Source organism: Indiicoccus explosivorum, assembly GCF_002167005.1.
Taxonomy (GTDB): domain Bacteria; phylum Bacillota; class Bacilli; order Bacillales_A; family Planococcaceae; genus Indiicoccus; species Indiicoccus explosivorum.
On sequence record NZ_NHTN01000003.1, the window covers coordinates 21,028 to 40,958 of the forward strand.

36 protein-coding genes are annotated in these 19,931 nt (G+C 48.0%); 4 read left to right on the top strand and 32 right to left on the bottom strand.

Going from position 1 to position 19,931, the window contains the following annotated elements; translation table 11 throughout:
- Positions 1 to 13 precede the first annotated feature (13 nt).
- The 17 genes from CCE92_RS00640 to CCE92_RS00710 form a co-directional block, all read right to left on the bottom strand.
- Positions 14 to 343 carry a hypothetical protein gene (locus tag CCE92_RS00640; protein WP_088005609.1) on the bottom strand — a complete coding sequence of 110 codons (330 nt, stop codon included), beginning with the start codon at positions 341 to 343 and terminating at the stop codon, positions 14 to 16.
- Positions 343 to 1,242 (bottom strand): DUF2184 domain-containing protein, encoded by a 900-nt coding sequence (locus tag CCE92_RS00645; RefSeq protein WP_088005610.1) that lies wholly within the window; start codon positions 1,240 to 1,242, stop codon positions 343 to 345. Before CCE92_RS00645 ends, CCE92_RS00640 begins: the two co-directional genes overlap by 1 nt.
- Before the next feature lie 21 nt (positions 1,243 to 1,263).
- Positions 1,264 to 1,722 carry a structural cement protein Gp24 gene (locus CCE92_RS00650; RefSeq protein WP_088005611.1) on the bottom strand — a complete coding sequence of 153 codons (459 nt, stop codon included), beginning with the start codon at positions 1,720 to 1,722 and terminating at the stop codon, positions 1,264 to 1,266.
- A gap of 18 nt (positions 1,723 to 1,740) precedes the next feature.
- The gene (locus CCE92_RS00655; RefSeq protein WP_088005612.1) at positions 1,741 to 2,829 is read right to left on the bottom strand and encodes a DUF2213 domain-containing protein; all 1,089 of its coding nucleotides are present in this window, start codon (positions 2,827 to 2,829) and stop codon (positions 1,741 to 1,743) included.
- Positions 2,830 to 2,864: 35 nt separating this feature from the next.
- On the bottom strand, positions 2,865 to 3,161 hold the full coding sequence (locus CCE92_RS00660) for a hypothetical protein (RefSeq protein ID WP_088005613.1): 297 nt from the start codon (positions 3,159 to 3,161) through the stop codon (positions 2,865 to 2,867).
- A 12-nt stretch (positions 3,162 to 3,173) separates the two neighbouring features.
- Complete coding sequence (locus tag CCE92_RS00665; protein WP_162287785.1) at positions 3,174 to 3,956, bottom strand: phage head morphogenesis protein; 783 nt, start codon at positions 3,954 to 3,956, stop codon at positions 3,174 to 3,176.
- Positions 3,949 to 5,277, bottom strand: a complete 1,329-nt coding sequence (locus tag CCE92_RS00670; protein WP_088005615.1) for a phage portal protein — start codon at positions 5,275 to 5,277, stop codon at positions 3,949 to 3,951. The genes CCE92_RS00665 and CCE92_RS00670 overlap by 8 nt, the downstream gene beginning before the upstream one ends.
- A 6-nt stretch (positions 5,278 to 5,283) precedes the next feature.
- Positions 5,284 to 6,747 (bottom strand): phage terminase large subunit, encoded by a 1,464-nt coding sequence (gene terL / locus CCE92_RS00675; RefSeq protein WP_088005616.1) that lies wholly within the window; start codon positions 6,745 to 6,747, stop codon positions 5,284 to 5,286.
- Positions 6,719 to 7,051: a hypothetical protein gene (locus CCE92_RS00680; RefSeq protein WP_206601387.1), complete on the bottom strand. Its 333-nt coding sequence runs from the start codon at positions 7,049 to 7,051 to the stop codon at positions 6,719 to 6,721. Before CCE92_RS00680 ends, terL begins: the two co-directional genes overlap by 29 nt.
- A 131-nt stretch (positions 7,052 to 7,182) precedes the next feature.
- Positions 7,183 to 7,392: a hypothetical protein gene (locus CCE92_RS00685; RefSeq protein WP_144390952.1), complete on the bottom strand. Its 210-nt coding sequence runs from the start codon at positions 7,390 to 7,392 to the stop codon at positions 7,183 to 7,185.
- Between the two features lie 170 nt (positions 7,393 to 7,562).
- Positions 7,563 to 8,051 carry a sigma-70 family RNA polymerase sigma factor gene (locus CCE92_RS00690; RefSeq protein WP_088005619.1) on the bottom strand — a complete coding sequence of 163 codons (489 nt, stop codon included), beginning with the start codon at positions 8,049 to 8,051 and terminating at the stop codon, positions 7,563 to 7,565.
- 18 nt (positions 8,052 to 8,069) lie between these two features.
- Complete coding sequence (locus CCE92_RS15785; protein ID WP_155522820.1) at positions 8,070 to 8,246, bottom strand: hypothetical protein; 177 nt, start codon at positions 8,244 to 8,246, stop codon at positions 8,070 to 8,072.
- A gap of 99 nt (positions 8,247 to 8,345) precedes the next feature.
- A complete protein-coding gene (locus tag CCE92_RS00695; RefSeq protein ID WP_088005620.1) occupies positions 8,346 to 9,032 on the bottom strand; it encodes a hypothetical protein in 687 nt (228 codons plus the stop codon).
- Positions 9,029 to 9,217 (bottom strand): XtrA/YqaO family protein, encoded by a 189-nt coding sequence (locus tag CCE92_RS00700; protein ID WP_420913214.1) that lies wholly within the window; start codon positions 9,215 to 9,217, stop codon positions 9,029 to 9,031. Before CCE92_RS00700 ends, CCE92_RS00695 begins: the two co-directional genes overlap by 4 nt.
- A gap of 89 nt (positions 9,218 to 9,306) precedes the next feature.
- Positions 9,307 to 9,456, bottom strand: coding sequence for a hypothetical protein (locus CCE92_RS15790; RefSeq protein ID WP_155522821.1), 150 nt, complete (start codon positions 9,454 to 9,456; stop codon positions 9,307 to 9,309).
- A 41-nt stretch (positions 9,457 to 9,497) separates the two neighbouring features.
- The gene (locus CCE92_RS00705; RefSeq protein ID WP_088005621.1) at positions 9,498 to 9,680 is read right to left on the bottom strand and encodes a hypothetical protein; all 183 of its coding nucleotides are present in this window, start codon (positions 9,678 to 9,680) and stop codon (positions 9,498 to 9,500) included.
- A 207-nt stretch (positions 9,681 to 9,887) separates the two neighbouring features.
- Positions 9,888 to 10,067, bottom strand: coding sequence for a hypothetical protein (locus CCE92_RS00710; protein ID WP_088005622.1), 180 nt, complete (start codon positions 10,065 to 10,067; stop codon positions 9,888 to 9,890).
- A gap of 64 nt (positions 10,068 to 10,131) precedes the next feature.
- Here CCE92_RS00710 and CCE92_RS00715 point away from each other — a divergent pair, with 64 nt between their 5' ends.
- Entirely contained in the window at positions 10,132 to 10,353 is a 222-nt protein-coding gene (locus tag CCE92_RS00715) for a hypothetical protein (RefSeq protein WP_088005623.1), read from the top strand.
- A gap of 42 nt (positions 10,354 to 10,395) precedes the next feature.
- Here the strand turns inward: CCE92_RS00715 and CCE92_RS00720 are convergent, their stop codons facing one another.
- From CCE92_RS00720 to CCE92_RS00780, 15 genes are all read right to left on the bottom strand, one after another.
- Entirely contained in the window at positions 10,396 to 10,875 is a 480-nt protein-coding gene (locus CCE92_RS00720; RefSeq protein WP_241535804.1) for a DUF1064 domain-containing protein, read from the bottom strand.
- A 136-nt stretch (positions 10,876 to 11,011) separates the two neighbouring features.
- Positions 11,012 to 11,593: a dUTP diphosphatase gene (locus CCE92_RS00725; RefSeq protein WP_088005625.1), complete on the bottom strand. Its 582-nt coding sequence runs from the start codon at positions 11,591 to 11,593 to the stop codon at positions 11,012 to 11,014.
- A gap of 35 nt (positions 11,594 to 11,628) precedes the next feature.
- Positions 11,629 to 12,027, bottom strand: a complete 399-nt coding sequence (locus CCE92_RS00730; protein ID WP_088005626.1) for a hypothetical protein — start codon at positions 12,025 to 12,027, stop codon at positions 11,629 to 11,631.
- A gap of 10 nt (positions 12,028 to 12,037) precedes the next feature.
- Complete coding sequence (locus CCE92_RS15795; RefSeq protein ID WP_155522822.1) at positions 12,038 to 12,208, bottom strand: hypothetical protein; 171 nt, start codon at positions 12,206 to 12,208, stop codon at positions 12,038 to 12,040.
- Positions 12,205 to 12,402: a hypothetical protein gene (locus CCE92_RS00735; RefSeq protein WP_088005627.1), complete on the bottom strand. Its 198-nt coding sequence runs from the start codon at positions 12,400 to 12,402 to the stop codon at positions 12,205 to 12,207. Before CCE92_RS00735 ends, CCE92_RS15795 begins: the two co-directional genes overlap by 4 nt.
- Positions 12,403 to 12,413: 11 nt before the next feature.
- On the bottom strand, positions 12,414 to 13,220 hold the full coding sequence (locus CCE92_RS00740) for an ATP-binding protein (protein ID WP_241535808.1): 807 nt from the start codon (positions 13,218 to 13,220) through the stop codon (positions 12,414 to 12,416).
- Between the two features lie 9 nt (positions 13,221 to 13,229).
- Positions 13,230 to 14,036 carry a hypothetical protein gene (locus CCE92_RS00745; RefSeq protein ID WP_088005628.1) on the bottom strand — a complete coding sequence of 269 codons (807 nt, stop codon included), beginning with the start codon at positions 14,034 to 14,036 and terminating at the stop codon, positions 13,230 to 13,232.
- A gap of 71 nt (positions 14,037 to 14,107) precedes the next feature.
- Positions 14,108 to 14,965, bottom strand: a complete 858-nt coding sequence (recT, locus tag CCE92_RS00750) for a phage-derived integrase/recombinase RecT (protein ID WP_088005629.1) — start codon at positions 14,963 to 14,965, stop codon at positions 14,108 to 14,110.
- The gene (locus CCE92_RS00755; RefSeq protein WP_088005630.1) at positions 14,965 to 15,903 is read right to left on the bottom strand and encodes a YqaJ viral recombinase family nuclease; all 939 of its coding nucleotides are present in this window, start codon (positions 15,901 to 15,903) and stop codon (positions 14,965 to 14,967) included. The genes recT and CCE92_RS00755 overlap by 1 nt, the downstream gene beginning before the upstream one ends.
- 95 nt (positions 15,904 to 15,998) lie before the next feature.
- On the bottom strand, positions 15,999 to 16,235 hold the full coding sequence (locus CCE92_RS00760; protein WP_162287786.1) for a YqaI family protein: 237 nt from the start codon (positions 16,233 to 16,235) through the stop codon (positions 15,999 to 16,001).
- Positions 16,236 to 16,240: 5 nt separating this feature from the next.
- A complete protein-coding gene (locus CCE92_RS00765; protein ID WP_088005632.1) occupies positions 16,241 to 16,513 on the bottom strand; it encodes a hypothetical protein in 273 nt (90 codons plus the stop codon).
- 150 nt (positions 16,514 to 16,663) lie between these two features.
- Positions 16,664 to 16,786: a hypothetical protein gene (locus CCE92_RS16290; RefSeq protein ID WP_277621511.1), complete on the bottom strand. Its 123-nt coding sequence runs from the start codon at positions 16,784 to 16,786 to the stop codon at positions 16,664 to 16,666.
- Positions 16,783 to 17,313: a hypothetical protein gene (locus CCE92_RS00770; protein WP_088005633.1), complete on the bottom strand. Its 531-nt coding sequence runs from the start codon at positions 17,311 to 17,313 to the stop codon at positions 16,783 to 16,785. Before CCE92_RS00770 ends, CCE92_RS16290 begins: the two co-directional genes overlap by 4 nt.
- Before the next feature lie 76 nt (positions 17,314 to 17,389).
- On the bottom strand, positions 17,390 to 17,668 hold the full coding sequence (locus tag CCE92_RS00775; RefSeq protein ID WP_241535810.1) for a group-specific protein: 279 nt from the start codon (positions 17,666 to 17,668) through the stop codon (positions 17,390 to 17,392).
- Positions 17,669 to 17,685: 17 nt separating this feature from the next.
- Complete coding sequence (locus CCE92_RS00780) at positions 17,686 to 17,922, bottom strand: helix-turn-helix domain-containing protein (protein ID WP_088005634.1); 237 nt, start codon at positions 17,920 to 17,922, stop codon at positions 17,686 to 17,688.
- A gap of 181 nt (positions 17,923 to 18,103) precedes the next feature.
- Between CCE92_RS00780 and CCE92_RS00785 the strand changes: the two genes are divergently transcribed.
- From CCE92_RS00785 to CCE92_RS15680, 3 genes are read left to right on the top strand one after another with little or no spacing between them, the layout of a single operon-like run.
- Positions 18,104 to 18,451 carry a helix-turn-helix domain-containing protein gene (locus CCE92_RS00785; protein WP_162287787.1) on the top strand — a complete coding sequence of 116 codons (348 nt, stop codon included), beginning with the start codon at positions 18,104 to 18,106 and terminating at the stop codon, positions 18,449 to 18,451.
- 19 nt (positions 18,452 to 18,470) lie between these two features.
- A complete protein-coding gene (locus CCE92_RS15675) occupies positions 18,471 to 19,547 on the top strand; it encodes a PH domain-containing protein (RefSeq protein ID WP_162287788.1) in 1,077 nt (358 codons plus the stop codon).
- A 19-nt stretch (positions 19,548 to 19,566) separates the two neighbouring features.
- Positions 19,567 to 19,884, top strand: a complete 318-nt coding sequence (locus CCE92_RS15680; RefSeq protein ID WP_144390955.1) for a hypothetical protein — start codon at positions 19,567 to 19,569, stop codon at positions 19,882 to 19,884.
- Positions 19,885 to 19,931 lie beyond the last annotated feature (47 nt).

Consider the following 19,931-nt stretch of genomic DNA (forward strand, 5'->3'; position numbering starts at 1 on the left):
TCAAATCAGCTCCTTACTCGTCGTCGCCAGTTTCGCCCTGCAGCTCAGCCAGTTTGTCAGCAATCGCTTCCTGAACCGTTTTACGGTCATCCGCTTCCTGCCACTGCCGAAGCAAATCGACGTCTACGGTGTCTTTCACGAGCTCAACTGCGCCATCAACATTAAAGTCCTGTGTGCTCTTAGCCTTTTCATGTGCAACAACTTCCCCACTCTCGATAACTTCTTTCATGATCGGATTGGAGCTGAACTTCTTCCAGTCCTTCTCGCTCACGTTATTGGTTCCTGGCACCAACATGACACCGGCTGCGTGACGGACGTAATTGCCTTTGTTATGAATAAGCATCAGACACCGTCTCCTCTCACAATGGCCATTGGATAACGGACGATTGCGCCGCCTGTACGTTCTTCAAGCGGAATCTTGTAGTTCGGGAATTTGTATTCCTGCGGATGGCGGGTAATGTCCATCGAAACAAGCACTTCAACCACAGTTGGCGAACTGTCGAGAACGAGGAAACAGTTAGTGCCTGCGTCGCCCATTCCTTCCAAGTCGGAAGTGGAATCAATGCGAGAAAACCAGTTCTGGCTTTTCAGATACTGCAACACAGTCTGATTTGTGTATTCGTTATACTCTTTCTCCAGCTCTTCCATTGCATCCGGCGTCACGACGAGTGTATCTGCCTGGTGGCCAGGAAGTCGGTTGACTGCTGAACGAGCCTTTCGAAGATCCGCAACGATTTCCCGGCCGGTCTTATCCGCCCAGTTGGTCGAAGTGTCAGCAGCGTTGGTATCGAGCGCCATCGCCTGAATGCCCTCCGCATTTGCCACACCGAGGATGCCGTGTTTTGCGTCCCCTTTCCAGACAAGCTTGTTTTCTTTCTCGGCAATCGCCCGGCGAGCCGTGGCCGCTTTCATTGTTTCGATCGGCGTACCGCTCATCTGCGCCTGACGCAATTCCTGAACGGAATAACGGAACGCGGAAGCAATTGAATAAATTGTCTCTGTATGCCGCTCCATATCTGCGTCAACGAGTGGGATATCATCCGCACCAGGCGCCAGAATCTTAGCCGCACCCGAGCGTTTGATGACGTCATAGGAATAAGTCTCTGCACCAGCCGGGACATCGGTCTTCACGTTGAAAATCGAGCGAGCCTTGAGTTCCTCGCGGTGTGTTTCGTAGATTGTATTGTCGATTGCATTCAGATCCTGTGGACGGATCAGAGCATCTTCGCGCATTGTTGCCATTTTCACTTCACTCCTCATTTATTAGGGTAGATTGATTTCAAGTTGGGCCAGTCCACCGGCAGCAGCTGCAGAATGGAACCGCGCCCCCGGCAGTGCTGTGACTGTTGTGATGGCTGTCGTATTTGGACGGAAGTTCCCTGTCGCATTGTCAACAACCGGTGTATCACCCGCAAGAACATCTTCGATAACTTCAACCCAGATGACTCCCTTCGTGACAACGGCCACCGGCGAGTTCACTGGATAGTTCTGATCAGCGGCGTTATTCACCCAATCATGTGGCTCCTGCGCGAGGGAAATACCGGCAGGCGCCCCTCCAGCGAATGGCACAACCGTTTCCTGATCTGCGCCCAGCTGCACCGCGACACCAAATGCAATGGCAGCAGCTGCGCCTTTCGTGATGGCGCTATACGGCTGGTAATTTGCCAACTTTCCTTTTGAGCTTGCTTCAGACATATATTTTTCGTAGCTTGTAATCGGCATTTCTTGTTCCTCCCTCTCTTATTTGGAATCCCGCAGGTTCAGGCGCTGCTTCCGCTTTTCTTCCAGGTTTCCATCACCTTTGTAATCACCGGTATGCAAATGATTGTCGCCGGTGGACGAGAACCCGTCTTGCTTCGAGCGTTCGACCGTTGCATCATAAAACGCATTAATGTACTCATCCGACTTGCCGTCACCCTTGAAATCCGGTTTCACTTTCTGAATGACCGCTTCCTTGATTTCACGCTCTTTCTTGCCGGAGAAATCGAATTCATCTCCAAGAAACGCTTTTGCGCCGGAAACGAGCTCGACGCGCCCCTGCACCTTCTTGTCCAGTTCGTCTTCAGACAGATTCGATTTCTTCGCTTCCTCAAGGTCCGCTTTTGCCTGATTGTAATCCGATTCGAGGGAATCGTACCGGCCTTGAAGTTTGTCGTAATCCTTGGCTTTGTTTTCCGCTGAATCCTTCTGCGCTTCGAGTGCATCCAATCGTGCTTTCACGACCGGATCCACTTCATAATCCTTGCCGTCAATTTTGTATGTTGGCATCTTGCTGCCTCCTTCATTTTTGGTTTCGATTTGCCATGCCGAGCTGTCATTCCGGATGGATACATCAGGACCGGCACGGCCCTGCTCGACGATGGCAATGTGATTAATGTCGATGTTGCGCTGCACGTATTCGTACTGGTCACCACGGTAAGTGCCGCCTTCGGACACGACATCCGACAGGAAACCGATGCTGATTTCCCGCTGATCTCCGTTCCGGATCTTGTCAATCAAGCCGGCATCCGTGACCGTCAACGAAACGAACAGCATTCCGTTTTCCACCCGGCTGTCCGTGTGGCTCAACCCTTTTGCATACTGCATATGATTGGCCAATGTGACCGGTTCATTCGGATGCCCGTCCGTCACCGCTTTGGAGCGAGCGGAGCGGATTGTCAGGTCACTGAATACATCATCCGGCAGCTTGGCCTCCATCTGAATGGTTCCATCCTGCCGCTGGTACGGGAAGACGCCGGGCCGGGTAATTGGCGTATCCACCGTCAAATAACCTTCGGATGTTTCCTGATAGTCCAGAATCATCACTTTGTCATATCTCTGTACCTTCACACTTTCTCACCCCCTTTAAGGCACGAAAAAAAACGCTATCCGTTCCGGAAGCACTTCTCTGTTTTTCCTTCATCCAATTTTTCATAAGTAGCTTCAAAGATTTCCGGTTTGCATGGGTAAAATTCACCTTGGACACCCTTAATGATGTAGTCGCCTACTCTTGCTCGCATTTCGCCTTCGAGCGTGGGTACGACAACTTCACCTAACTGGTAGCGATCATAATCAATATAAGCTCCTTCACAAGCTTTCATGAAGGTATCTGTTATCAAATGATTCGCACCTGTCCACTCGACAGCTTCAATCACGACCGGTTTCTTTCGATATCTCGCCATCCTCATCCACCTCTATTCGAAAACTGGATCCGCCACACAACGGCAGCGGTAATCTTCACCCGGCAGTACCTTCCGCTTTCCAACAGTCGGCGGATTCGCGTAAGAGAACGTCTTACCATCCAAATTCTCGTGTGTCTTCCGCACCCGTTCATCATCCGAATCTCGCCAAATGAATTCTTTTACACCCATGCTTTGATGCCGTTTCGCGGTCAGTTGGCCGAATATGGATCCCATCTGATCAACTGCAATGAACTCGGCACGTGTTCTAGAAAAACCGATCTGCTGAACCAACTGTTCCCGGATTCCTTTCATGCTCGAGCCTTTCTTCACGCCATTTAAAACAATGCGCTCGATGTCCACAAGGAAATCATCTTTTATTTTCGTGATATAACTCACGTTCTGCTGAATGGATAGCTCCATGAAATCAGCCAGTTTACCGTCGGCATCTACGGGTTCAACACCTGCTACCCGACCCTGTGCTTTCATGTTTTTCAGATTCATTTTGTTGATGAGACTCAGATTATCGGTCGCGATAGTGACGACCTTCGACGGGCTGAAAATCCGATGGGCAGCAGATGCGATAAAAGCGAACGCTCGCTGGATCAAACTGAGGAAGCTATCCTCGATATAATTGAGGCTGTCCTTTCGCTTGTACGCTTTCAGCTGTGGTTTGAGCTGCTCATCAAACGTTTTCAGCGTCTCGCTCCCCAGTTCATTGACCAGCCGTTTAATCGCTTTCGAATAGTTGACACTCGGAGCATACGGAAAACGAGTAGGCGGCACTTTTCTAGCCATTCTGTAGGCTCTCCTTGCGCTTGGCATAGACTTCTGCGGCCATCTTTTCGTAATCGGCTTCATCACCGCTGAACGCCAACGTCTGCTCCAGTCCGAAGCGACCAAAACGGGCCTCTCTCACTTCATCCGTGGTCAGTACGCCGTTTGTAATATACAGATCATCGGTCTCCGCCACCAACTTCCGGATTTCTGCATCCGTTTTCCCGTCCACTTCCCACAGCGGATTGAATTTTACTTCCCATTCAACGGAGGCAGGATCAACGCGCCCGCCCAATTCATCGGAGCACCACAGCAGCATGCGGATGAGCTTTTCGATAAGTGGCTTCATTTCATTTTCCTGCATGGCCGCAATCCGCGAATAGTAATTCATGACATCGTATTGGGCTCCGGCAATGGTGCCCGCTTCCTGTCCTTTAATGACCGTCTTCGGCATCCGGGCGCCACCGGCCAGCATGTCCCATCCGTAATCGAGCAGCTCCTTAATGCCGCCTGCGTTCGTCGTCTGCTTCTCCAGTTTCTCGCCTTCCCCGATGATCGCCAACGCCTCTGTGCGGAACATGAAATCCATCAGCGTTCCGAGCTCCCGGCGTTCTTCCGGCTTCATATCCTCGATGTCTTTGCTGCTGTAAGTCTTGAACGTGAAATCATAAAGGATTTGACCGACGCTCCAGAGCGATGTATCCATGACCGTGATAATGTCGAACAGCGGTTCCAGAAGCGGCTGCCCCTGCTTCTCGTCCTCCAGCCGCCGCGTCTGATCGTGCAGAATCCGGCTGGCGTGGACCAAGTTCTTTTTGTCGCTTCCGTTGATTTTCGGCAGCTCGAACTGTTCGACGCTGCCGTAGTCAGGAGAAAATACATTGTTATTCGAAACCATGTTCTCCACCTTGAAACCGCTGAACGCGTGGATATATTCCAGCTTCATCAGTTTTTCCGGTTCGATTGGTTTATCCAAGGTGAAGCTCGTTGATTGCTTGACGCCAAGACTGATCAGCCCGTCACCGGACAGCCGCTCGAAGCGGCGCATGTCTTTGAACGCCTCTTTTGCTTTCAGGTCCCGCAGCTTCTGCATGATGGCATCCCGGAGTTTTTCATCCTTCATCTTCAAGGTGAACCAGCTGCGCGTCATATCCTCAGCGGGGATGTTGATGATGTTCTGAACAATAATGTTGCTGGCGTAGAGTGATTTCAGCTGATCCTTCGACAGCTTCCGGCGATTGCCTGGATTCTGCCGGACGAGCGCGTCCCGTTCACCGCCCTTTCCATTCCCTTGCATAAAGTCATTTCGAAACTGCTTTGCACGTTCGATGGTTGTCGTCAAATCCCATCACCTCCTGCCATACATTTTTTTATACCGATCAAGCGGATTGCTTTTCTTCACCTGTAGCTTAATGAGTGCCTGAGTGCCGCTGTCCACTTGGTCATCGTTTTTGCCATTTGGGAATGATGTGAATTCCTCGATGAGATCATTCACCCACGGCGCAATGGATGGATGCGGGAGATATACGTTTCCGGCTTCCATCAGCGGAGCTACGGCGTTTGCCCGTGCTTCCTTCCCGCCTTCCGGATTCACCGGAATGAGTCCGGTGATTTCCTTTTCGAGCATCTGAATGACGGCAGGCCCGTTTGCCTTGTCCTCAATGTACTTGGCTTTCGCTTCCGGCCACTTGGCCGTCATGTTCCGGATGGCTTTCATCGTCTCCGGCAGATTCATTCGATTCCTAAACTGGTCGAGCAGATAAAAAGCGGCATCTCTGCTGCCCCATACCTGTCCGACTACAAAATCTGAAGTTTTACTGTCCTTGAACGTGCAATCCCAAGACTGGATCTGCTTTTCGATGATCCGCGGAAGAACGACAACCCCTTCCGGATTGGCAAGTCGTGAACGAGTCGGCTCGTCAGGCACATAAAACCGCCACCACTGCCGCTGAAAAATAGCCCCGCCGGCTGGCGAAGGCCGCTGCTGATAAAGTGCGGACCAAGTACGGGAGCCGACTTCCGATTTCTTTTCTTCTGCCCATTGTTCGTCGAATCCGAGTTCAGCACAGAGGGGCTCTCCAATCTCCCGACCAAGCAGATCATCTTTATCCTCTGAAATCGCCGGCATCCGGATCCGCTTCCAATCTCTTGGCGAACGCTCAAGCAACCGGCCGATCAGGTCATCCTCATGCCACCGTGTCATGATGACAATCACAGAGGCGCCTTTATGAAGACGGGTGGATAATGTCGATTCCCACTCGTCCCAGACCTTATCGCGGATGGTGGATGAGTTGGCCGCTTCCGCATTCTTAAACGGGTCATCGATAATCAGCAGATCAGCGCCCTGTCCGGTAATGGATCCACCGATACCGGTCGAAATCATTCCGCCATTCATCCTGGCGATATCCCAGTTGTTTTGGGAAGCATTTACGTCCGACAGCTGCACATCGAAAAGTTCCGGACCGTATTCCTCCAGCTTCGCCCGGTTCAATCGGCCGAACTTTCGAGCGAGCCCATCAGAGTAGGAAGCGGTGATGACCCGCTTTTCCGGATTCTTCGCCAGGTAATAACTCGGGAAGCTTTCGGAAACCGTCATACTTTTCCCGTGCCGTGGCGGCATCTCAATCATGATATAGCGCTGTTCCCCATTTGCGACCGGCTCCAGTTCACCCGCGATGTATTCCGTATGCCGAAAATGCCTGTAATTGCCGCGATGCACGTACTCAACATAGTCCCGGAAAGAGCGACGAGCGAGTTCTGCCTGCGCCTGCCGTGCAAGCTCCTTACGTTGATTCGCTGTCAGAGTTGGCAAGCTTCCTCAACTCCTCAACGGATAGTCCGGAAAGATCCAGCTTGTTTTCAATGCCCCCGCTGTGTTCAACTTCCTGCTTTTTGCTGAATTCATCTTTGGCTTTCCGCTCTAAATACCAGAGTGATAAGTCAATATCTCTCCGTTCGATGAGATTTGCTACATTGAGTTTTGCCCGCATTTTCACCTGTTCTTTTAAGAGCTCTTTTCGCTCCGAAAACTCAGGTTTATCTTTGCAGTATTCGTAGAGCGTTGAAGGCGCAATACCTGCGTAAAGACAAGCTTCCCGATCACTCAATCCTTTCAAGAATCCGTCTTCTAATTCCCGGAGTACCGCCTTCGTGATTTTCTTTGGCCTTGGCACCTCTTATCACCTCTCCCACGCTATTCGCTTCTTCAGACATAGTAAAAAGCACCTCAACTGAGATGCCTGCGCCTTTACTCAAATGTATTAAACCGGAACATATAAAAGACCAGGTAAACCAACAACAAAGATGCCGCCGGTGCTACGATTGAACCTGGTATTCTTAATTTTCGTAAGCCCCATCCAACTATCATTGCTAAGAGGAACGGGATTCCCAAAACGATCAGTAGGTTCAGCAGCAACTCGTTCATGATCGGTTCCATTGGACTGAAATCAACCTCCACCATACTTACCTCCTTCGCTACATCTTATGTATCGGATAAGCCATGCAGGTATGAATAAGGCACCCATATTTTGTGGGGTTGAGTGAGGAGATTTGCGCCTTGCACGCATCCCCTCTTTTTTTCTCCCCTTCATTAATAGGGGGACCGTATGACAAGCGTATGACAAAGAATTATAATTTCACCCGGTCCTTCACTTTCTTTTTCGCCCGCTCAATGTGCGTTTGAACGGTGGCTTTACTGACACAAAGTCCCTTTGCAATTTCCCCCATGCTGATGCCTTTAGCGACATGGAGAATATAGCAGTGCTTTTCCCGGTGGGACAAGGATTTGAAAATATCTTGCATGATCATTTTTTCTTCGGCGGTCATATACAACAGCTTCGGGCCATCCTCCAACTGCTCTACGATGTCGGGAATGAAATCCAGATTTCCATATGATTTTTGGTAAACTCCCCGTTTGTCAGCTCCTCGGTAATTACCCGGCTGTCTGCCAGTTTCCAGCCATCCCAGTACAAATTCCATGTCCCGGGTCATGCTGTTCTTGCTTGAGATAATCTGCTGATCGGCAAGATCATCTGGATCCAACCTGCGGACTTGCCGCCGCAACTCGTTTTGATGTTTCCGGTATTGTGCAATCAGCTCGTCCGCCCAGTTCTCCATTTACCTTCCCCCTGTTTTTTATTTCTGTCTATAAGCTCCGCCCTTGTGCCGGGAAAATCTCGGCTTTCGAACACCCATCAATTCTTCCAAGTCCCGCTGACTGAGCTTGTTCTTTGGCCGCTTCTCTTTTTTGGGCGGCGATTTCTCTTTTTTGGCGAGGCCGATTCTGATCAGTTCCTCTTGCAGATTCCCCATAACGCTCCCCCTTTAGAAAAATAAAAAAAGAGGACACAAAACAGCAATTATGCTGTCATGTGTCCTCCAGTTGGCTGGTGCGGACATATATATGGTCTCTTAATCGTTTTCATCCTCTTCTTTAAGAGGTTTAAAATTCAAATTGTAATATTTTATGTTTTTTAATGCTTTTCTAATCATTTCTATTTCTTCATTGCTTTTTCCAACCAGCAAATTACTGGACGATGAGTTTAAAAGATCTGAATGTCTTCTAGCGATAGAAATAAGATCAGAAGGTTTTTCAAAATTATTATAAGCCAAACTTAAATCTTCTTGAATAGAGGATAATTCCTTTTTAATTGATTGAATTTCAGCTTCAGATTTATCGGTCCCTTGTAAATCACCTAGCTTTTCCGTAGCTTCGATGAGTTTTTGGACGTATCCTTTACTGTCTGCTTGAAAATTTTCGAATAACACAATAACATCTTCAATCGTTTCTCTATTTTGTGTATCAATTTGTTCTACAAATGATTTAATTTCAGCAGTTACTTCTTTAAGTTCTTCTACACTACTTTTCATATCTTGTATATTATTTTTTTGGCCAGCTACATCCCAAAGAGTTATTAATATTGCCACTACTGCTAATACAATGGAAGTCAGCAATCCGGCAGCAGAAAGCCCTTTGATAGCAACCTCTTGATCATATAAGGCTAATCCGCCTATGGTACAACCAACCAACACAAAAATAGTAATTATATATTTCAAGTGAAGATTTAACCTAACAATTTTCACTTCTTCATCGCTCAAAACTCTTCCCCCTCATCCCACTTCACACGGGTCACTCTGCCTTTATGCGTAATGATCTTCGTCTCTGCATGCGGAGGAAGTTCGGCAAGTTTCACCTTGCCGTCGTTGATGACCACCACACAACTGTCCGGTAATTCCATTATATCCAATTCTATGACATTTGTCTCGTTGATCTTAAGTTCCATTAAGCGCACCGTATGACCCCTTTCTCTGTTCTCGTCTGTCTTTTTGCCTAGTCTATAACTAGAAGAATACCCCAGCTCTGGCCGGGGTATCATTTTGCTGCCTGCTTCACGAATTTGCTGCCACACCAGCAGCAGTACACCTGGTCTTGATCATAAACCGCTTTGCCGCACCGGTTGCAGTAAGGGAGTTCAATGTGGCTGTTACCGACTTTGATTTTCCGATAGGCGATTTTCGCCATGTGGAGCTCCTTTCTTTTTGGACATAGGGTTGAATGATTGATTAAATTTCTACAACCGTTCCAATTACAATCAGCCCTCTTGCCATTACCATTTTTCGTGAAACTGCTTGAATTGCTCTTTCCTTTGCATCTTCTTTGTTCGTGGCAAAAACCGTTTCAGTACCGCTATATCTGAAATCTAAGCCGTTGGAACTCCAATCAACTTCATAATCCCGTCTTTCCATTAATGACTCCTCCTCTCTCATCAGTTTGTTTCGACGGTCTCTGAACCGGCTGTGTAGGTATCCCTACGACACTGGTGTCTGGGAAACGTTAAATCAGCATTAACTATTTCCGAACCTTCTTTATACATCTACCTTCTAACAAGAAATATTCAAAAGGTCATTTACATTACTTGGATACAGCGATATGACCTTTTGAGATATCCTGATTCACCACGTTTGTTCAGGCAGCTTCCCTTCCCGCTCGAGCCGCTTCCGGATCTGATGCGCCTGCATAAATGTTCCACCGATGATGGTCTGAATGGCTGAAACGCCGAATACCCTTTGCTCTCTGGAAGGTTCCCATCTCGGTATAGCAGCGAGGACTTCTTCGTACTTCCTTTCATCCAAAGGATTCACAACCTTCCGGAAATGTTATAATGAATCTTTAAAATATTTCAGTGGAGGATAAATCATGTCATCGTTTTGGCAGTACAATATGAAAGCAGAATTCGCGATTTACCCATATAAGGGAGAAGATTATTTGGTCTGCTATAGCACTGTTGGTAATTTCCGCATTCATTTTGTAGAATCCGTGGCTACAGGCGAGCGGCAAATCCCTTCAGCAGAACAACGGGCAGAAAGCCCAAATTCGAAGGAACTCATTGTCGAGCTGATCAAGAATATTTTGGACTGAACCGGATAATTTCCGGTTCTTTTTTCTTCACTTTTGGAGCTGTCATTTTCTAAGCCATTCCTTCCCTTTTCGTTCCACGATGATCAGTTCCATGCCGGTCATTTTTTCAAACAGCCGCCGACGCACCGGAAAGTCCCGGGAAGAACTGAATCCTTTCACATCAATGACCTCCGTGTATCCGTCAGTGTATGTAACCCGGAAATCAGCCGTATATGTCATCCCCGCCTTCTCTCGCTTACCCTTACCCTTGCATAAGCTGCATTGATTCAGATTGCCGGTCTTTCGATTCAGCACTTGCCGGTTTCCCCTACAGCGTTTGCACTCCACTTCATAAGGTGAAAGAATCTGGAACTGCGGCTGCAACTCGATTTGTTCCACTTCGGGAAGCAGCCGAAGATGCAGGTAGTACGCCAGCTCAGTTTTGGAATCGAATTCCCGCCCATCGAACGTCACCTTCGTCGCCTGGAACTTACGGGGAACCCGCTTGGTGCGGGCCCGTGTTCCGGTTCTGCGTTTCTGCAAATTCATCCCCCGTTCATCTTCATCAGCTTGTCGTACTCTTCGCAAAGTCGTCGGTCATCCATGTCATCGAAATACTCGGGATCTTTGAAAGTCATAACCGAGAGGGTAAGAATCATTCCTTCACGTTCTTCCGGGCTCAATATCCGTTCGCCTGCCGATCGTGATTCGCTTTATTTTTCTGGAGGTACGCTGCCTCTACTTCCTCCCAGGTAAAGCTGAGCATTTTGCCCAACTCGACGAAGTTGACGATCAGCTCCCGGTACCACTTCTGCCGCTCACTCTCGAAAGGATGGGCTTCGATCTCTCCGACGAAATAAAACAGGTCCAGAAACTTCGCCACGATAGAGGCAGTGTCGTACTCCTGTGCCAGCAGTTCCGGCACCTCGAAATCTGCTACTCCAAAACGATTGCCGAGCGTCAGTATGGCGTGAAGACAATCAGCGTATTCTTCGAGGAGTGGGTTAGTGACAATCCAATCTGCAACCCTTCCTTCTGTTTCGTCAAAGGTCTTCATATCAGGAGTTTTCTTTAAGATTCTCGGCCCCCGATCATCACTCCAATACTTGAACCCCCGCCATTCATTCAGCAGCTCTCCGAGTTCTGCGTACAGAGCCAAGAAATCCATCGACTCCCGGTCTTCACCGTTTTGGTTAGGATGCTGTTTTTCGATCTCTGCATCCAGTTCCGCTTGCTTCTCGTACAGTTTTTTCAGGTTCATTTTTCCGCTCCTTCCGCTTCATCTGTGCCTCAAAATTAATTCACAACGTCACTTTCAGGCTCGAAAATCCAGTCCGTGTCAATATCTTCGACAAACGGTTTTTCGCCTAAGCGATCAACAGCCACTTTTTTCATTTTCACCAGCTGCTTATCAAAGTCCGGTGTGCTCTTGATTAGCCGAACAAGTCCGTTTCCCACTTTTCCCAGAAATTGAATCGTGCCTTCTTTTGTTCCTGTCTGCATCATGACTTCCAAATTCATCGGAATATCGAATACTTTCACGCCGGACGATACGTCGGAGATATTGATATGGCTGCCTGACGGGATTGCGCAAAATTGATATTTACCGACCTTGATTTCATGTCCGACGGCCGGTTCCCATTTCTCGAACGCCAGATAAAAACGCTGTGTCTGTTCGTTTACTGTGACCTTCATGCTGCACCTCCTACGACTGTTTCGCCCGCTCGATGCTGAGCAGACTCAATGCTTCCGAATACGTCGCTTTCTCGATTGGTTCACCATGGAACGTGTGCGTGATACCAAGCTGTTTCAGTTCGGCTACCCATGACCGGCGGCGTTTTTCACCGGCGTCGAAAAAGTACTGTTTCTCGCTCATGCGACTGCCTCCCCTGCCATATAACGGACCAGCAGCCGAACCGAGTTCTCGTGACTCAGTTGTGTCATGCCTTGCAGTTCGTTCAGCTTGGCGTTGAACTGGCGCTCCAGCCCCTTGTCTGTCTGCCCTGATTTTTCCCAAGCACCGGCAATCAAAATCAGGTGATCCATTGTGCGTGCAATCATTTCGTGCATCGTTCTGCCTCCTAAAATGCCTTTCGGCGATAGTCTTTGCCGTTCATCAAAATAATTTCTGCGCTATCCATGATTCGGCTGAAATTTCGTGTGCCAACCTTCGTTTCCAGTTCAGTACTGGAGAGGTTTGTCGTGTAGATCGTAGATTTACCGGACCGGCTATCCACGACTTCGAACAGTTTGGACCAAACCCAGTTGTCGGCCGTGTTTCGGGCATTGGTATACTCTGCGCCAAGGTCATCCAGCACCATCAGATCCACCATGCCGACCAATTCCAGCAAATCCGCTTCCGAAAAAGTTGATTTGCTGTTGTAGGTATCCTTGATTTTCGTCAGCAGTTTTGGCACCGACAGGAATAATGCGGAGTGACCGCTTGCCAGTAATGTCTTCGCCGTGGCGTAGGACAAATGACTTTTGCCTGTTCCGAACGTACCTTTCAGCATGAAACTGTGCGGTTCCACAGCCGAGAAATTGTCTGCGAACATCTTCAGTTGATCTTTCGCGAATGCGAGTTCCTGTGATGGCGGATTGTAATTCTCGAATGTCGCTTTTTTCAGCGATTCATTGACCAGTGAGTTCTGATCAAACAAGCGAAGCATGTGCCGTGTGCGGGCTTGCCTGTCTTTCTCGACAGCCTGTTCCGCCAGGATGATATCCCCGCACTTGCAGCCAAGGTAGAATTTTTCAACTTTTCCTTTGTCCGGTCCGCCGGCAATCGGCATTTCCGTTACTTGCACATCCTGCCCGCACCCTTCGCACTGATAGGTGTTCAGGATTTCCGGTTTCGGGAAGTTGTTCAGCATGTCCTGATAACTCATGGCGTCCTCCTAAAATCCGTAATTGTATTCCTGATCCTGTTGTTTCTGCTCTTCTGTTTTTTGCGGCATGGCAGCCGGTCGGTGATTAGCGTCGAATATCGCTCCGGCACAGTAAGAGAGAGAGTGAATTTTGTCTTTGCTGTGTTTCGGTTGAAATTCCGCGAATTTCCGTTCCATCGCTTTAATGGCCACATCGAGCGGGATGTTAGCCTGTTCGATTTCAATTGCCGTCATGTAATCCTTCGGCGTAGAGTCAAATCCATATCCGCGCAATTGGACGTAGCGTTGTAGCAAACGCTGTTGGTAATCAGTCGGCCCTGAGCTCCCTTGTCCTTGCGCATGCGCATCAGCAGCAGTAGTACTTTTATTCTCTTGGTTAACATAGTTCTCTAAGTTCTTATTGTTCCGCTGCTGTTCCGACGCTGTTCCAACGCCGTTCCGACGCTGTTCCAAGCTACTCGACTTATAAGCCGAAAAGTCTTGGTATATCGCATAATTGACGACAGTAAATAGTGTTCCAAGCTTCGTCTTTTCGGTCTGGAGTCGGCCCTCCTCGACCAGTTCCGCAATCTTGCGGTTCAGTGTCGCCATCCCGTACATTTTCTCGGCGTTATTTTCGTAGTAAACTAGATCTTCTCGCAGGTTTCGCAGAGAACGGAGATACTGCCCCCGGCCGACGTGAACGCCGCCTTTTTCTACTCCCGTTTCAGAAAAAACAGCGTTCCCGACAATGAAGAAGAAAATCCGAAATTTCGGAACGTCGGTCCATATTCCGTTTTTGAAAATATCCCTCGATGTCAGGAATGCGCCGCTCATATTTTCACCTCAACTTTTTACTGATAACAGATAAGGGAGAAAAACCGCTCCCTCATCCGGTGTTCCGCTGATTAAAGCAAACTCTCTTGCCGTTCACCCCGCGGGTCTTTCTTTGGTTCCTCACCTTGTGCAGGTTCCGGTTCTGCCTCTTCCGGCTGAGTTCCCGCATGAACTTCGCTGAATTCCGCGTCGATCACGTCATCATCCAGTTCTTCCGCTTCGCCCTCGATCGGCTGCTTCTCGTCATTAGTGAATGCCTTTTGCATTTCTACCGAGAGAATGCCCCACTTGTTTAGCATGTTCCGGATCACCGTCTTCTTCGCCATTGCATCCCAATCATTTTTCCAGCCGAAGTCCGACTTACTGAACTTCTTTTTGTGCTTCTCGACATCCGATTTCGTCCAGTACACCGTCTTCTTGAATCCGTTTATCAATTCGAAATAGCCGACATATCCCACAACTTTATCTGACGCTTTCGATTCAAACTCCAATTCAAGTTCTTCTGTCATCCGGTTCCAGCTGATGAACTCGCCTTCATAGATTTCTGTGACGTTGATTTTCCGGTACTGACCTGTCCGTAGCGCTAGTTGAATATATCCTTTGTAACCTAGCTGGAACTGCGCTTTGCCGCCGTATGGAACGATCCATGCATAGCCTAGATTCTTATCAATTGGCAGATCGAGCGTCGCGGCGATCATAGCGCTTGAAATGACGCTCATCGGCTCTGATTTCTGAAGCATCTTCTCGCTGTTGTAGAGGCTCAAGATGGATGCAGTGAATTGCATTGCCCGTTTGCCGAGCACTTCTTCAAACCGCTTGATGACAGCCGGTGAAGCGAGGAGCCCCTTCATCGTCGTTCCCTGTGTCGATGGTGCCTGTCCGTTCTGTCGGTTGGCGATCTGTGATTTCACGCTCGAATTAGTGGCCATTAGTCAATCTCCTTTATGTCGAATTTTCGGTAACTGCTCTCCTTCATCACTTGCCGGTACACGTCAGGAAACTTTTCTTTCAGCGCTTTTGAGTCCACCCGGTTCGCCGTGATCGTCTTCCAGTTCACCTGATAGTTATGGACAATGCCTGTTTCAGCTTCCTTCAGTTCATACTTCATTTCGTTTTCAAGGAGCTTCTTTTGTTCCTCCAATTGTTTGATGGAGTTTTTCAGTTCGCGGTACTGTTCAATCTTGCCCTTGTAGGCATGACCGAGATCGATGGACTTGTCGGCATCCCCTTTGTCGTATCTTTCTCTCAGGAACTTCTCAGCGGCACTGGAGCCATCCAGCGCCGGCGCAACTTTGTTTTCCACGTGATGCGTCCAGAAATGGACTTCCGCTTCAAAAATCAAATCAATCAATTCCTGGTCTCGCTCGATCTCTTTCCAGACGAACCGCTGTCCGCCAATCAGAACGGCCATGTACGCTTTGTCATAGCCGGTGACGCCAAGGTAATGCTGCACCTGCACAAGGTAGGATTCGGGAATCTCATCGCTCTCCCAGTCCTTCGCCAGATATGCACTTGCGGTCTTGCATTCAAGGACTGCGGATTCTCCAACCACTTTCCGGTCGATGTTGGCCATGATGAACGGGTGATCAGAATGCTGAAGAATGGCGTTCCGTTTCCGTACCTTCTTGCCTGTTCGGATCTCGAACTCCTTCGCCACCAATTCTTCGAGCACATTTCCAAAGTAGGCCGCTTCTCCAGCGCTGTCTTCCATTTCAGTCTGGCCGGTTTTCTCAAGCCAGAGCTCAAAAGGTGTTTTGTACTTGTTCAGCCCAAGGATGATGGATGCGTCTGAACCGCCGATCCCTTTGGTCCGTTCCTGCAGCCATTCTTCCCGGCTCATATCTTTCGTCGATACTGCCTGAACCATATCTGATCCCTCCTATTGAGTTTTGAGGGGCTCTGGTTTACAATGAAGTTAAGTTAATGATCCAGAACCCCGAGTCCGCTGTTGCTGCAGCGGGCTTATTTTAATGCCCGGAAAAACTCGACGCCGATCACTTCGATCAGGTAGTCATCTATATTGTCTTCCAGAACGATCCGGCCCTCCGAATCCTCGAACCACTTGTCGCCTTCCAAAATTTCCGAGCCGAACATGTCCTCGACTGGATTGTCGTCCTTCTCCTGTTCTCGCTCCCAATCGAGGTAATCCTTCGAAGGGTAGCCAGTCCGCATTGCGTATTCGATCTCTGGGTGTTCCATTTGTTTTACCTCCATTCGATTAGTAATCCCTCGTCCTGTGCACCAACAGAAAAACCATGGAACGTAAAGGCTTCATAGGTCTTCAATGCTGTTTTCGGGCTCCCTAATCGCTCGTACGTCACCAGTTTGCTGGTCTTCCCCTCAATGGCTGCCAGATGCAGTTCCGTCCGCAAATCGCTCATGAGCAGCGACCGGTCGAATGCAGCCAATTCCGGATCTTTCGGCTTCAGCACATCCTCACCTTCTTCCACAATGGTTTCAATCGAGATATAGTTCATCTTCCACTTCCTCTCTGATGGCGAGTCCCATCAAGAAGCCCATGACACATGGCCCGGTCAAGCATCCGGTTTTTTTCATAGGCTTCTTGACGGGAGCCAGTGCTCCCGTGGTAAAATAGACATATCCCATATCAGCCGGCTGACTCGACCTCAGTCGGCTTTTTCGTTTTCCTCTTTCATTTCCGCTCCCACCACATTCCAGAGATACAAGCCCGCAAACGTCAGCATCGCCACTAAAATGCCTGTGATGTACCCGTCCATCCATTCCGTCATACCAACCATCCTCTCGCTTTCCATCTCGGCATCATGGCCTTGATCCGCTCTGTTATTGATATTCCGTATTCGACCTGCAATTGTTTCAGGAAATTGTCCGTCAGTGTCCGGACATCCAGCAGCTCATCAACGATCTCCTTTACTCCTTCTAATTCATCTTTACTCAAGGATTGGGGTGGTCTCGCCAGGCAAACCTTTTTGATGACGTCGATGGCTTCAGCCAATTCCCGCTCTGTGTGCGCCTCGTAGCTTAAGCGATGCTGCTCGATGTTCCGTCCTCTCAGGACTGGCGGGGTGTACCCGCTTGAAAACTCGAACAGGAGATCCATTCGGTATTCCGGATTGTCGTAGCAATCCATGGACGCTTGCGCGATTTCCCGGTGCATGTTGCGCCGGTTATGCTTATAGTGGCTGGTCAGCTGCTCGGAGACGTTGAGATCTGCCGCCATCTCCTTCCCGGTCATTCCTTCTTGTTCCAAGAGCGATGCGACCGCCGGTCCGACCTTCGCCGAATCTTTGATTGACATGAAATTATCTCCTTTCTGTTTGTATACTGACCTGTCTAGTGCTATACGCTCATTCGCTGTACAGTTACGGTAGGAGTCAGTGGCGGGACTGTTCCGACAGCCACAGCAACAGGAATTCTTCCGCTTCTTTCGCCGGGAACAGCCATTTGCGCCCTACCCGAAACTTTTTGAACCGTGGATCGAAAAAGAATGTGTCCTTGATGAAGTTGATGCTCATGTGTGTCTGGCGGCTCAACTCCTCCAGATCCCAGAAGGTGTATCGGTGTTCCAGATGATCGAGCCGCTTCCGCAATTCCGTACGCAGCATTTCCTCGATTTGCCCTTCATCCACGTTAAGTTTTAAAAGTTCACCCACGCTTCATCCCTCCTTTCTTATCCTGTGGCTCGCTTTTGTCTATTGATAACGGAATCCGTTAGTTGGTCATCAAAAAAAACGGCGACATCGGTCTCTAATATGGCAGCGATTTTTTGTAGCCTGCCTACGTCTAATCTAGTTGCACCATTTTCAATGTGGCTATAACCCATCACTGACATATTTAAAGCTTTCGCTATATGGGTTTTTGTAACCCCTTTAGCTTCTCTTATTTTTTCTACATTCTTGTGCACCATTTTGTTCACCTCCTTCTATAACGGTATCCGTTATATACATAATACTAACGATTTTCGTTACAGTCAACTACTTTATATAGTTTTTTCTCATATTCCGTTATTTAAATATCATATCCCGTTAGTTACTGGTAAAATTATTTAAATTATATATATAAATTGGGTCTGCCTAGGAGGTGTCGTTTTGGAGACCGGAGACCGCATAAAGAAGTATAGGAATCGTAGAGGATTCACACAAAAGCAGTTGGGGGATAAAATTCATGTTTCTTCCCAAAAAATCTCTAATTGGGAGAGAAGTTATACAACTCCAGATTCAGCTGACATCAAAGCATTAGCAGAAGCGCTTGACTGTTCAGTCGATGAATTGCTTGGTCGGAATAGCACTGAATCGGTAAACATTGATCCAGATTTCGAAAAATGGCTCTCTGATCCAAAGATCGGCAAGTTCTTTAAAGAGCTCGCGGAAAGTCCTGAGGAACAGAGGGAACAGCTCTATGCGATGTGGAAAATTATAAATAGATCGAATAAATAATATGGAGAGGAGAAACGAAATGAGCAGTAAATTTACTAAGCTAAATTACCGTTATGGCGTCATGGAATTTCCGTTAACAGTCTCTGAACTTAAAGGCGTGACTAAAGATATCCCGAAGACCGAACGGACTTATTACGAATACACTTTAAAAGCCATCAAGAAGTACGTGAAGGATAATGAAAATATTTATTACCTTACTGTAGGCGGTGCAAAGTTACTAAAACCAAGCGGCTTCGTTCTTGTCGCAGATAGTGGGCTAATCCTCACGTGGCTTAAAGGCGGAATGTTTGGCGGAGCTGAAGCTGAAAAAATCGAATATAATTCTATCAAGAATGTCGATTTTGATATTTTGCCAGGCGGCTCTTCTTCTTTCAAAGGCGGGAGTTTATTGCTTGAAATCAGCGGGTTGATGGGTACCAAAAAGAAGACTGTCAGAGACATCGAAGAGAACGACTTAGATACCCTTGTCGATGTCCTCCGGAACAGGATTTCGTTATCTAAGGGGAATGGGAAACTTTCTCCTGAAAAGAATGATGCTGAGTTTTTCTTTGGCTCTGATCCAAATGAAGAAGAAACAAAAATTATCAGCAGCCATACACTAGCAGCAAGTAGAATCAGAGCTAAACATATTGAAAATGACGAATCGATTCGGGCTGTCGTTCCGGTATTATTTGATGTTCCAAAAGGTAAGCAAGTAAAAGGTTTGCTTGTAGCCACAAATCTAAAACTTATATTTTTCTCGGAAACCGTCTTCAAAGAATTTGTACATACTCGTCAACTGGATCAAATCAATGATATTTCGCAGAATGGCAAGGAACTAATTGTAAAGTCAGATGAAGGCGTTCTGAAATACGAGCTACAGAATGATCAAAATGATGTCAGAGAACGTCTGGTAACTGCAATTTCTGCCCCCTCTCCGGTTCCTGAGGTGGTATCAGAGACGATTACCGAGAATCCTGATCCTGAAGAATCAATGACTCCTCCTCCAGCTCCTGATAAATTCCAGCAGCTTAAGCAATTGGGTGAACTGAGGGACTCAGGCATCCTAACCGAAGAGGAGTTCCAGGCGGAGAAAGCCAAGCTGCTGAATTCATAATAGGCTTTTAAACATTAGGGTGAACACATATGCTGAACTTTATGGAAACATAAAGAAAAGACCGCTTAAAAGCGGTCTTGATAACAAAAAGATTCTTGATGACCTCGATACCGGTTCAGGCCTAGCGAAAATCATTGAAGAAACCGGAAAGACGACTAATCGATTAACAGAGGTGATGGAATCCATGAAAACGTTTGACACCGGAATTCCTGCATCTCTGGTTTCTGGTTTAGAGCTTAAAGGTACTAGTGCACTCGCTCAAGCGTTCTCTGAACCGGTAGGCATCAAAGGTAGAAGTGCCCTCTCTATAAGTAATTATAGAGGAAGCACCGGGTGAATTCAAAGAAACCCTAAGTCGATATTCGATATGGCAACTTTGAGCCA